The 12,051-nt window shown below is 71.5% G+C and carries 11 protein-coding genes; 8 read left to right on the top strand and 3 right to left on the bottom strand.

Going from position 1 to position 12,051, the window contains the following annotated elements; all coding sequences use genetic code 11:
- From ABD908_RS24355 to holA, 3 genes are all read left to right on the top strand, one after another.
- The coding region (locus ABD908_RS24355) for a ComEA family DNA-binding protein (protein ID WP_345000935.1) at window positions 1-806 on the top strand (806 nt) is incomplete at its 5' end.
- Complete coding sequence (locus tag ABD908_RS24350) at window positions 803-2,482, top strand: ComEC/Rec2 family competence protein (RefSeq protein WP_345000933.1); 1,680 nt, start codon at window positions 803-805, stop codon at window positions 2,480-2,482. The genes ABD908_RS24355 and ABD908_RS24350, both read left to right, overlap by 4 nt.
- Window positions 2,385-3,305, top strand: a complete 921-nt coding sequence (gene holA, locus ABD908_RS24345) for a DNA polymerase III subunit delta (protein WP_345000931.1) — start codon at window positions 2,385-2,387, stop codon at window positions 3,303-3,305. Before ABD908_RS24350 ends, holA begins: the two co-directional genes overlap by 98 nt.
- A 131-nt stretch (window positions 3,306-3,436) precedes the next feature.
- Here the strand turns inward: holA and rpsT are convergent, their stop codons facing one another.
- Complete coding sequence (gene rpsT / locus ABD908_RS24340; RefSeq protein WP_345000929.1) at window positions 3,437-3,697, bottom strand: 30S ribosomal protein S20; 261 nt, start codon at window positions 3,695-3,697, stop codon at window positions 3,437-3,439.
- Between the two features lie 370 nt (window positions 3,698-4,067).
- Here rpsT and ABD908_RS24335 point away from each other — a divergent pair, with 370 nt between their 5' ends.
- The 3 genes from ABD908_RS24335 to ABD908_RS24325 are packed head-to-tail and all read left to right on the top strand — an operon-like array spanning window position 4,068 to window position 7,444.
- Window positions 4,068-5,615: a circularly permuted type 2 ATP-grasp protein gene (locus ABD908_RS24335; RefSeq protein ID WP_385924740.1), complete on the top strand. Its 1,548-nt coding sequence runs from the start codon at window positions 4,068-4,070 to the stop codon at window positions 5,613-5,615.
- A 3-nt stretch (window positions 5,616-5,618) separates the two neighbouring features.
- Window positions 5,619-6,605 carry an alpha-E domain-containing protein gene (locus ABD908_RS24330; RefSeq protein ID WP_345000924.1) on the top strand — a complete coding sequence of 329 codons (987 nt, stop codon included), beginning with the start codon at window positions 5,619-5,621 and terminating at the stop codon, window positions 6,603-6,605.
- Window positions 6,602-7,444: a transglutaminase family protein gene (locus tag ABD908_RS24325; protein ID WP_345000922.1), complete on the top strand. Its 843-nt coding sequence runs from the start codon at window positions 6,602-6,604 to the stop codon at window positions 7,442-7,444. The genes ABD908_RS24330 and ABD908_RS24325 overlap by 4 nt, the downstream gene beginning before the upstream one ends.
- A gap of 86 nt (window positions 7,445-7,530) precedes the next feature.
- Here ABD908_RS24325 and ABD908_RS24320 read toward each other — a convergent pair whose 3' ends face one another.
- Window positions 7,531-8,139: a type II toxin-antitoxin system PemK/MazF family toxin gene (locus ABD908_RS24320; RefSeq protein WP_345000920.1), complete on the bottom strand. Its 609-nt coding sequence runs from the start codon at window positions 8,137-8,139 to the stop codon at window positions 7,531-7,533.
- Window positions 8,140-8,195: 56 nt separating this feature from the next.
- Between ABD908_RS24320 and lepA the strand changes: the two genes are divergently transcribed.
- Window positions 8,196-10,148, top strand: coding sequence for a translation elongation factor 4 (gene lepA / locus ABD908_RS24315; protein WP_385924200.1), 1,953 nt, complete (start codon window positions 8,196-8,198; stop codon window positions 10,146-10,148).
- A 58-nt stretch (window positions 10,149-10,206) separates the two neighbouring features.
- The gene (locus ABD908_RS24310) at window positions 10,207-11,115 is read left to right on the top strand and encodes a cation diffusion facilitator family transporter (protein ID WP_345000916.1); all 909 of its coding nucleotides are present in this window, start codon (window positions 10,207-10,209) and stop codon (window positions 11,113-11,115) included.
- Between the two features lie 10 nt (window positions 11,116-11,125).
- Here the strand turns inward: ABD908_RS24310 and ABD908_RS24305 are convergent.
- Window positions 11,126-12,051 (bottom strand): winged helix DNA-binding domain-containing protein (locus ABD908_RS24305; RefSeq protein ID WP_345000914.1); only part of this gene is annotated, 926 nt, incomplete at its 5' end.

The raw sequence follows: 12,051 nt of genomic DNA, 5'->3' as shown, positions 1-12,051 counted from the left end.
GTGGGCAGGGCGCCGACTGGGGGCCCGAAGACGAGTGGGACGACGGCTGGCGCGACCCCGCGCCGCGCGGCTGGCGGGCCGCGGTGTCGGCCAGGCTGCGCGGTACGCCGCGGGCCGCTCTGGGCCTGTGCGTGGTGGGGCTCGTCGCGGTGCTGGTGGCGGCATACGCGGTCCTGTCTTCGCCGTCGTCACCCCGGCAGTATCCGGTGGTGGCGTTCGACGCGACGGGATCGGCGGGTGCGGAACCGGACCCGACGGCGGTCTCGGCCGCCGAGAGCGTTGTCGGTGCGGCAGGTCCGGCTGGCGCGACCCCAGCCGAGCTGACGGTCGCGGTCGTGGGGCTGGTGCGGCGGCCGGGCCTGCACCGGCTGGCCCCTGCCGCCCGGGTCGCGGACGCCCTCGCCGCAGCGGGCGGAGCCACGCGGGGTGCCGACACCGTGGCACTCAACCTGGCGCAGCCGCTGCGCGACGGCGACCAGGTGGTGGTGGGCGCGGTCGATCGACGGCTGGGACTGGCGCTGCGCAGTGCCGTCGTCGCGGCCGGGAGTGGGCCGGTGATGGCAGCAGGACCTGGGCCCACCGCGGGGTCGGGCAGTGAGACGCCGGGCGCTGGCGGCCTCGTGAACATCAACACCGCGACCGCCGCTGAACTCGACACGCTGCCGGGGGTCGGCGCGGCGACGGCCGCGGCGATCGTCGCGTACCGGGATCGCCACGGCCCGTTCGGTTCCGTCGACGACCTCACCAAGGTCTCGGGGATCGGCCAGGCCAAGCTGGCGCGGATCAAGCCGATGGCGACGGTGTGACCGTGCGAACCGCCCCCGACCTCCGTCTGGTGCCGGCCGTGGCCGCGGTGTGGCTGGTGACGCTGTGCTGCCTGCGGCCGGGCTGCCCGTGGCAGCTGATCGCGGCGGTGCCCGGGTTGGCGTGCGCGGTGCTGGTGCCGCTGGCACGGCGGCAGACCGGGGGCAACGTGGGATCGGCGCTGTGGGTCGTGGTGGGTGCCGCCGCGTTGGCCTGCTGTGCCGCAGTGGGGACTGGTCTGCGGGTAGACCTGCGGGACGCCGCCGCGATCGGCCGATGGGACGGGCATGCCACGGTGATCTCGGTGCACGTCGACGAGTGGCCCCGCCAGCTCGGCGGCAAGCCGGGCGGGCATCTCGACGCCTCGCGCATGCTGGTCCCCGCGACCGCTGTCGCTGTCGCGGTCGAAGCGGCGGATCACGGAGCCCCCGCCCAGGTGCCCACCCGGGACCGGGTCGTCATCGTCGGGGCGGTCGCGCACCTGGCGCGGCTGGTGCCGGGGGAGACGGTCGAGGTGCGGGCCCGGGTGTTGCGCAGCGAACGCCCGGGCCTGACCACTGCGGTGCTCCTCGCGACCGCCGAGCCTCGGTTGCTGCATCCCGCGCCCGCCAGGTACCGGATCGCGGCCGCTGTGCGGCGGGGGTTCGCGGTCGTGGCCGCGGCCTCGCTGCCGCCGCTCGCCGCGGGCCTGCTGCCGGGGCTGGTGCTCGGCGACGAGTCGGCGACGGCGCCGACGGTCCGCGGCGACTTCGTCGCTTCCGGGTTGACCCATCTCACCGCGGTGTCGGGCGCGAACTTCGCCGTGGTCACGATGTGCGTGCTCGGCCTGTGTACGGTGATCGGCCTGCCGCGCGCGGCGCGGGTCGCGGTGACCGTCGGAGCGATCGGGGCGTTCGTCCTGCTGGTGGGCCCGACGGGGTCGGTGGTACGGGCCGCGGTGATGGGGCTGTTCGGAGTCGCGGCGGTCGCCCTGCGCCGCACCGGCGAGTCGACGGCGGCGCTGGCCGCAGCGGTGGTCGTGCTGCTGCTGGCGCGGCCTCAGCTGGCGGGGGATCCCGGCTTCGCGCTGTCGGTGGCCGCGACGACGGGGCTGCTGTGGTGGGCGCCCGGTGTGGCCGACTGGTTGATGTGCCGCGGGCTGCCCCGCGCGGTGGCCGGCGTGCTGGCGATCTGCCTGGTGGCGCAGTTGGTGACCACGCCGCTGATCGTCGCGCTGTCGGGCCGGTTGCCCACCGGCGCATTCGCGGCGAATGTGATTGCGGGACCGGTGATCCCGCTGATCACGGTGGTGGGTACCGCCGCGGCGGTGCTCGCCGTGCCGCTTCCCGCGGTCGCGGAGTTGCTGGCCCGGGTGACGGGTCCGGGCGTCGCGTGGCTGCTCGGCGTGGCGCACTTCTTCGCGCGGTGGCCGACGGTGACGGTGCCCGCCGGTCCGGTGGCCGGCCTCGCGACGGCCGCGGTCGGGTCGGCTGTCGGTGTCGTCTGGCAGCATGTCAAGCGTGGCAGGGGTCGAAGGTACAGCGGTGCACGTCGTGGTGGGGACCGAGGACCTCCTGGTCGAGCGGGCTATCGCAGCGATCGTGGCCGCGGCGCGCGCGGCGGCGGGGGACGCCGCGGCGGCATCGGTCCCCGGCAGCGCGGCCGACGCCGTGCCGGTGACCCGGCTGCGGGCAGGTGACGTGTCCGAGGTCGAGCTGGTCGAGTTGCTCAGCCCGTCGTTGTTCGCGGAGGAGCGCGTAGTGGTGCTCGAGGCCGCCGACGAGGCGGGCAAGGGCCCGGTCGACCTGATCGTGGACGCGGCGAAGGAGCCGCCCGAGGGCATCACGCTGGTGATCGAGCACAGCGGCGGCGGACGTGCGAAGTCGATGGTGGCGGCCCTGAAGAAGGTGGGCGCGCAGATCGTCGAGGTGCCGGCGGTGACCACCGCGCGCGAGTACACCGACTTCGCCCGCGCCGAGTTCCGCGCCGCGGGTGTGCGGGTCTCCGGGGAGGTCGTGGACCTGCTCGTGGACTCCGTCGGCAAGGACCTGCGGGAACTGTCGGCGGCGATCACACAACTCGTCGCCGACACCGGCGGCAGGGTCGACATCGCGGCGGTCAACCGGTACTACGCGGGCCGGGCCGAGGTGACCGGATTCGAGATCGCCGACCGTGCGGTGGCGGGGGAGACCGCGGCAGCGATGGAGGCACTCCGGTGGGCGCAGCACCGGGGGGTGCCGCACGTGCTGATCGCCGACGCGCTCGCCGACGCCGTGCACTCGATCGCGCGGGTCAAAGGCCTGGGGCGTACCCCCGACCAGTACAAGGACGCCGGCGCACTGGGCATGGCGCCCTGGAAGGTGAAGAAGGTGACACCGCTCGCCAGGCGCTGGTCGAGCGACCGGCTCGCGCACGCCCTGCACGTGGTGGCGGCCGTGAACGCGGACGTGAAGGGGCAGGCCGTCGACCCGGACTATGCGCTGGAGAACGCGGTGCGCTCCGTGTCGAGCCTCGCCGGCTGACCGGCGGCGTGTTCGCGGGAACACGAAAACCGCGCCGCTACGCCGTGGGCCGCGTGGAGCCCCAGGATGTGCGGCGCGGTCAGCGCGCGATCGGTTCGGCCGCCGCGGGAGCGGGGCCGGTCACCGGTGTATCAGAGCTTGTTGAGCGCGAGAGCCATGGCCGACTTCTTGTTGGCGGCCTGGTTGGCGTGGATGACGCCCTTGCTGGCGGCCTTGTCGAGCTCACGGCTGGTGCTGACCAGCAGCGTCGCGGCCGAGTCCTTGTCGCCGGCCGAGACGGCCTCGCGGAAGTGGCGGACCGCGGTGCGCAGGGACGACTTCACCGACTGGTTGCGCAGACGGTTGCGCTCGTTGGTCTTGATCCGCTTCATCTGGGACTTGATGTTGGCCACGCGTTAGTCTCTCTCTTGCTCGCTGAAAAATCATGTGCGGTAGTCACCGCCGACGTGCCAGGTTACCAGCGGCCGGGCGGCGCCCCAAATCGTCGCGGCGGGGCACCGGGCGGACCGACACCGTCGGGCCCGGTCTGGACTGGACTGTCCACGGCGCCGATCCTTACCGGCACACAGTAACTCGATGGAATCGCCAGAGTTAACAGCGCGCTAACGCGACGGCCTGCCGAATCGGTTCCGGTGGTGCACGATGACTCCTGTGACTCCGCAGACATCGACCAGACGCCCTACGTCGCCACGTCTCTCGGATGATGCGCACCTGTTCGCCGGATACACGGACGTGGAGTCGTTCGGGCGCGCGTACGACGAGATGTTCGAGACCGACGGCACGATTCGCACACCGTACAAGGGTATTTACAAGGCGCTCGCGAACGCCGCCGAATCGGACCTGGCGGCGCGCGTCGACGCGCTCGGCGCGGCCTTCATCGACCAGGGCATCACGTTCTCCCTGTCCGGCCAGGAGCGTCCGTTCCCCCTCGACCTGGTGCCGCGGATCATCGCGGCGTCGGAGTGGGCCAAGCTCGAGCGGGGCATCAAGCAGCGCGTGCACGCGCTGGAGATGTTCCTCGACGACGTCTACTCCGACCAGGAGATCCTTCGTGACCGGGTGGTGCCCAAGCGGCTCGTCACCTCGTGCGCGCACTTCCATCGGCAGGCCGCCGGGATCCGGCCGCCCAACGGTGTCCGGATCCACGTCTCGGGTATCGACCTCATCCGCGACGCGGAGGGCACGTTCCGCGTGCTGGAGGACAACCTGCGGTCACCGTCGGGCGTGAGCTACGTGATGGAGAACCGCCGCACCATGGCCCAGGTCTTCCCGGACCTGTTCACCTCCCACCGCGTGCGGGCCGTGGCCGACTACTCCAGCCACCTGTTGCGCGCGCTGCGCAAGTCGGCGGCGTCCAACGAGGCGGATCCCACGATCGTCGTGCTCACCCCCGGCATGGCCAACTCGGCGTACTTCGAGCACTCGCTGCTCGCCCGGCAGATGGGCGTCGAGCTGGTCGAGGGCCGCGACCTGTTCTGCCGCGACAACGTCGTGTACATGCGTACCACCAAGGGTGAGCAGCAGGTCGACGTGATCTACCGCCGCATCGACGACGACTACCTCGACCCCATGCAGTTCCGGCCCGATTCGGTGCTGGGTGTGGCGGGCCTGGTGAACGCCGCCCGCGCCGGCAACGTCGTGATCAGCTCGGCGGTGGGCAACGGCGTCGGCGACGACAAGCTCACCTACACCTATGTGCCCGAGATCATCGAGTACTACCTCGGCGAGAAGCCGACACTGCACAACGTCGACACGCTGCGGTGCTGGCTCGACGCGGAGTGTGAGGAGGTGCTCGACCGCCTCGACGAGCTGGTGATCAAGCCCGTGGAGGGGTCGGGCGGCTACGGGATCGTGTTCGGCCCCAACGCCTCCGAGAAGGAGCTCGCCACCCTGCGCCGCAAGGTGATCGCCGACCCGCGGGGCTGGATCGCGCAGCCGGTGGTGCAGCTGTCGACGGTGCCCACCAAGATCGACGACGCAGCCCGCCCCCGGCACGTCGACCTGCGCCCGTTCGCGGTCAACGACGGTGACGACGTGTGGGTGCTGCCCGGCGGCCTCACTCGGGTCGCGCTGCCCGAGGGGTCGCTGGTGGTCAACTCCTCGCAGGGTGGCGGCTCGAAGGACACCTGGGTGCTCGCGTCCCGCTCCTCGGTGGCGGAGCGTGAGCTGGCCGGCGACGAGGTGGTGCGCCCCCACGAGGTGCTCGAACCCGCACACGTCGAGATCGGTCCGGAGCGGATCAAGCAGGACCAACAACAGCAGCAGCAACAACAGCAACAGGCGCACGACGCGACGGACGGGAGGGCGTAGGCGATGCTGGCGCGGAATGCCGAGGCGCTCTACTGGATCGGACGCTACGTGGAGCGGGCCGACGACACCGCCCGGATCCTCGACGTGTCGGTCCACCAGTTCCTGGAGGACGCCACCGTCGACGAGGACCGGGCGTCGCGGCAGCTGCTGCGCGTGCTCGGTATGCGGCAGCCCGACCCGGGGGACCCGCTGAACATGTGGTCGGTCACCGAGATGGTCGCCTTCGACCGAGACTTCATGAGCGCGTCGATCGCGGCCTCGATCGCGGCCGCGCGCGAGAACGCCCGCGGCGCGCGGGAGGTCACCTCGTCCGAGATGTGGGAGTGCCTCAACACCACGTACAACGGCCTGGCGGAACGGGAGCGCGCTGCGCGCCGGCTCGGCCCACACGAGTTCCTCAACTACATCAAGAACCGGGCCGCGATGTTCGCCGGGCTCGCCGACTCGACGCTCTCGCGGGACGAGGGCTACAGCTTCCTACTGCTCGGCAGGGCGATCGAGCGGATGGACATGACGGTGCGGCTGCTGCTGTCCCGCGCCGGAGACCGGGCGAACTCGCCGACCTGGGTCACCGTCCTTCGCGCGGCCGGAGCGCACGACACCTTTCTCCGCACGTATCGAGGCGTGCTCGACGCCAACCGGGTGGTCGAGTTCATCCTGGTCGACCGGCTGTTCCCGCGTTCGGTGTTCCACGCCATCGCGATCGCCGAGGACTGTCTCAAGGAGATCGACCGCGGCGCAGACAGCCGCGTCGGCTCCCGCGCCGAGGCTCAGCGGCTCCTCGGCCGCGCGCGCAGCGAACTGGAGTTCCTCGCGCCCGGCGAGCTTCTCATCGACCTGGAGACGAGGCTGATCGCGCTGCACACGCTCGGTCAGGGTGCCGGTGAGGCCGTCGCCGAGCAGTACTTCCACGTGACGCCGTACGTCGCGTGGACCGACGCGCGGGCGCGCGACGAGGAGATCGAACCGATCCTGGAGGGAGAGCTGTGAACTGGCGGATGCGGGTGGTCCACTCGACGGGCTTCGGATACGACTCACCCGTCACCTCGTCGTACAACGAGGCCCGGCTCACGCCGCGCAGCGACCAGCGGCAGAACGTCATCCTCAACCGCGTCGAGACGACTCCAGCGACCCGGTCGTACCGGTACACCGACTACTGGGGCACCGCGGTCACCGCGTTCGACCTGCACGCGCCGCACACCTCGCTCGAGGTCACGGCGTCCTCGGTGGTGGAGACCGAGGCGCCGCCGGCACCGTCGGAGTCCATCACCTGGGCCGATCTCGAGGCCGAGCCCGTGCGGGACCGGTTCGACGAGCTGCTGACGCCCACCCACTACGTCCCCCGCAACCGCCGGCTCGCGTCCGTCGCCAAGCGGCTGGCGAAGGACGTCGAGCCCGGCGACGTGGTGCTCGCCGCCGCGCAGTGGGTACACGAGACCCTCGACTATGTGCCCGGCACCACCGGCGTGCACTCGTCGGCCACCGACGCGTGGGAGGAGCGCAACGGCGTGTGCCAGGACTACGCGCACCTCACGCTGCTGCTGTTGCGCGCCGCGGGCATCCCCGCGCGCTACGTGTCCGGGTACCTGCACCCCAAGCCCGACGCGGCAGTGGGGACGACGGTGGCGGGCGAGTCTCACGCGTGGATCGAGGCGTGGACCGGGCACTGGGTCGGCTACGACCCCACGAACGACGTGGCGATCACCGAGCGACACGTGTCGGTGGGCGTGGGCCGCGACTATGCGGACGTGCCACCGCTCAAGGGGATCATCTCGGGCGGCGGGGCCTCCGACCTGGATGTGGAGGTGGAGATCACCCGGTTGGCGTGAGGCCGCCCATGTCCCGAGATCTACTCCTCAGCGGCGCGACCCCTCAGATCGGGTGGGTTGCGCCGCTGAGCCGTCGAGTCCATGGGTCAGTGCCAGCCGTACTCGTCGCGCAGCCGGTGCGCGACCAGCTCGAACCGGGCGAGCTCGAGGATCGCGCCCTCGCGCCGGATCCCGTCCTCGGGAACGTCGAGCACCCGGTCCAGCCGCACCCACGACGTACGGCGCTGCTCGTCCCAGTCGCCCAGGCCCAGCGCCAGCCAGCGGGTGTCGGCGTCGTGGTCGCGGGTGGACAGCATGAGACCGAGCAGCGTGGCGCCGCTGCGGCCCACCACGAGCACGGGACGGTCCTTGCCGCCCCCCGCCTCCGGCCCGGCGTTCTCCTCGAACTCGACCCACGTCCACACGATCTCGCCGGGGTCCGCCTGCCCGTCCAGCTTGGGCGCGTACGCGATCGCCCGGGCCCGCAGGTGCGATGGTGTCGAGGTGCGGGTCACGGGCCGGCCCGGCGTGAACTCCTTCGCCGGCGCCGGCGGTGTCGGCTCCTGCATCCCGAGCGCCTCGGTCACGGCGGCTACCAGCGCCTGCCGCCCGGCCTGCACTGGTGCCGTGTTCGCGAGCTGGGAGAGCAACCGCGGCCCGTGCTCGCGGGCCAGCCTGCGCGCCACCGCGCCGATCCAGGACAACTCGTCAGCCATGCCCGCCAGGATAGTGCTGTGGTCAGGATCGCGGCCTGAGCTGCGCCGCGTGGCAGATGCGGGCGCGTCGGCCCGCTCACGCCGAGTTCGTGACCACGGCTGGGCGTGAGAAACTAGACGGTGACGTGCCGGGGCCCCGGCCTGCCGACCGAGGAGTGAGTTCGATTCCCAGCTTCGCCGACACGACGTTCACCGACCCTGCGCGGATCCGCAACTTCTGCATCATCGCGCACATCGACCACGGCAAATCGACCCTGGCCGACCGGATGCTGCAGCTCACGGGCGTCGTCGACGCGCGGGCCATGCGTGCCCAGTACCTCGACCGCATGGACATCGAGCGCGAGCGGGGCATCACCATCAAGGCCCAGAACGTGCGGCTGCCCTGGAAGGTGGGCGACGAGGAGTACGTGCTGCACCTGATCGACACGCCCGGCCACGTCGACTTCACGTACGAGGTCTCCCGCGCGCTCGAGGCGTGCGAGGGCGCGGTCCTGCTGGTCGACGCCGCGCAGGGCATCGAGGCACAGACCCTCGCCAATCTGTACCTGGCGATGGACAAGGAACTCGAGATCATCCCGGTCCTCAACAAGATCGACCTGCCGGCCGCGGACCCCGACCGGTACGCCGAGGAGATCGCGCACATCATCGGCTGCGAGGCCGACGACGTGCTGCGCGTCTCCGGCAAGACCGGCGAGGGCGTCGGCCCGCTGCTGGACAGGGTCATCGAGCGCGTCCCCGCGCCCGTCGGCGACCCGGACGCCCCGGCCCGCGCCATGATCTTCGACTCCGTCTACGACACCTACCGCGGCGTGGTCACCTACATCCGCGTGGTCGACGGCAAGATCGTCCCGCGCGAGAAGATCGCCATGATGTCGACCGGCGCGACGCACGAGCTGCTCGAGGTGGGCATCGTCTCGCCCGAGCCCAAGCCGTCGAAGGGCCTCGGCGTCGGCGAGGTGGGCTACCTCATCACCGGTGTGAAAGACGTCCGCCAGTCGAAGGTGGGCGACACCGTCACCTCCGCACGGAAGGGCGCCACCGAGCCGCTCACCGGCTACCAGGAGCCCCGGCCGATGGTCTACTCGGGTCTGTACCCGGTGGACGGCTCCGACTACCCGGACCTGCGCGAGGCCCTCGACAAGCTGCAGCTCAACGACGCGGCGCTCACCTACGAGCCGGAGACCTCGGTGGCGTTGGGCTTCGGGTTCCGGTGCGGCTTCCTGGGCCTGCTGCACATGGAGATCACCCGCGAGCGACTGCAGCGCGAGTTCGGCCTCGACCTGATCTCCACGGCGCCCAACGTGGTATACCGCGTGGTCGGCGAGGACGGCCGGGAGCAGATCGTCACCAACCCGTCGGACTGGCCCGACGGCAAGCTGCGCGAGACCTACGAGCCCATCACCAAGACCACGATCATCGCGCCGAGCGAGTTCGTCGGCACCATCATGGAGCTGTGCCAGTCGCGCCGCGGCGAGCTGGGCGGCATGGACTACCTGTCGGAGAGCCGCGTCGAGCTGCGCTACACGCTGCCGATGGCCGAGATCATCTTCGACTTCTTCGACTCGCTCAAGTCCCGCACCCGCGGCTACGCGTCCCTCGACTACGAGGAGGCCGGCGAGCAGCTGGCCGACCTGGTCAAGGTGGACATCCTGCTGCAGGGCGAGGCCGTGGACGCGTTCTCGGCGATCGTGCACCGCGACGCCGCGCAGGCGTACGGCAACAAGATGACGGTCAAGCTCAAGGAGCTGATCCCGCGCCAGCAGTTCGAGGTGCCGGTGCAGGCCGCGATCGGCTCCAAGGTCATCGCCCGCGAGAACATCCGCGCGATCCGAAAGGACGTCCTGGCGAAGTGCTACGGCGGCGACATCAGCCGCAAGCGCAAGCTGCTCGAGAAGCAGAAGGAGGGCAAGAAGCGCATGAAGACCATCGGCCGGGTCGACGTGCCGCAGGAGGCCTTCGTCGCCGCGCTCAGCTCCGACGCGTCGGCGGACAAGCCGAAGGGCAGATAGTCCCGACGGTGCCGGGTCGGCGCGCGTGGCGCGACCGGGGCGTGGTGGACTTGTCGTCGTGACCGCGCCGTCAGCCCGCCGGGACCTGTCCCGATACGCGCTCGTGTCCATCGCGGCCGCCATCGTGACGATCGTCATGAAGGTGATCGCGTGGCGGGTCAGCAATTCGGTGGGGCTGCTGTCCGACGCCGCCGAGACGATGGTCAACGTGGTCGCCGCCGTCGGTGCCTACGTGGCGCTCAAGGTGGTCGCGCGTCCCGCGGACGACGACCACAACTTCGGGCACACCAAGGCCGAGTACTTCTCCGCCGTCTTCGAGGGCGTGATGATCGCCGTCGCAGCGGTGATCATCCTGGTGTCGGCGGCCGACCGGCTGCTGCATCCGCGGCCCCTCGACTCCGTGGGGCTGGGCCTGGTGATCGCCGTCCTCGCGACCTTCGTCAACCTCGGTGTGGGGCTGTACCTGATCCGCATCGGCCGGCGGTACCGGTCGCTCGCCCTGGAGGCCGACGGCAAGCACCTGATGACCGACGTGTGGACCACCGCGGGCGTGGTGGTCGGCGTGCTGCTGGTCACGCTCACCGGGTGGCAGCCGCTGGACTCGCTGGTCGCGATCGCGATGGCGGTGAACATCCTGGTCGTCGGCGGGCGCCTGGTCCTCCGGTCGGGGGCGGGGCTGATGGACACGGCGCTGCCCGACGCCGATCGCGCCGCGGTCGACGCGGTGCTGGAGCGTCACCGCGGCGGCGGCGTCGACTTCCACGACATCCGCACGCGCGAGTCCGGCCACATCCGCTTCCTACAGCTGCACATGTTGGTCCCTGGAGAGTGGACGGTGCAGCGCGCACACGACCTGGTCGAGGAGGTCGAGGACGACCTGCGCGGCGCGCTCGAGGACCTGCGTGTCACCGTCCACCTCGAGCCCATCGACGATCCCCGCGCCTACGAGCCGTGGCGCCTGGACTGAGCACCCCGGCTCACGGGGCGACGACGGCGTCCTTGCCGAGGAACTCCCCGAACGCCCGTGCCGGCGCCGCGAGCGCCTTCCGCGACCGCACGGTCAGCGTTCCGAACGGCTCGACGGTGACCGTCACCCCCGCGCGATTCACCGTGCGCCGCCACGTGCCCACGATCTCGCCGTCGACCACCACCATCGGCCGGAACACCCCGTTCCGCCCCGGACATACCAGCTCGAGCCCGGTGGCGGAGATGATCGGCCCGCGCGTGCCGTATCCGAGCAGGTACTCGTCGAACGCGGGCAGCAGCAGCGGGGCACCCAACGCCGCGTCGACCTCGTCTTCGGCGATATCTGCCGTGCCGCGCGCAACGAGGTAGTCGGCGCCGTCGAGGGTCACCGTCTCGAGGTCGTCCGCTGCGGCGTCGAGCCCGGCGTCCACGTCGCCCATCGACAGGTCTGCCCATCGCCCCAGGTCGGCGCGGGTCACCGGCCCGCGGGCGCGCACGAACCGCAGCGCCACCTCGGCGAGCGCCTCCGCACGCCGCACGTCGCGCCGCTCGCCGATCCAGCCGTCCGCGCGGGCGAACATGTCCGCGCGTCCCTCGGGCCCGGCGAACACGATCGTCATCATCTCGGTGAGGTGCCGCAAAACGTGCCCCGCCTGCTGGCCGTCCAGCTCGACGCCCCGCTCCGCGCACGCGGCGACCAGCGCTGGGCGGGACCGCACGGCACCGTCGGCCAGCTCCGCGAGCACCACGGCCTCGGCCGCCGCGAGGATGCCCTCGTCGAGCCCGAGCTGGCCGCGGCGCTGCTCGGAGGCGCGGCGCGAGCGGGGGCTGAGGGTCGCGCTCATCCAGTGCAGATCCTCCGGCGCCGTGACCTGGAGGGTGCCGCGCGACGGCCGGTTGCGGACGACGGCGCCGGCGGCCAGCTCGGCGCGCACGG

Source organism: Tsukamurella soli (assembly GCF_039541155.1).
In the GTDB taxonomy this organism is placed as follows: domain Bacteria; phylum Actinomycetota; class Actinomycetes; order Mycobacteriales; family Mycobacteriaceae; genus Tsukamurella; species Tsukamurella soli.
Note: the sequence above shows the minus strand (reverse complement) of the source record. Positions and strands in the feature narration are given on the sequence as shown.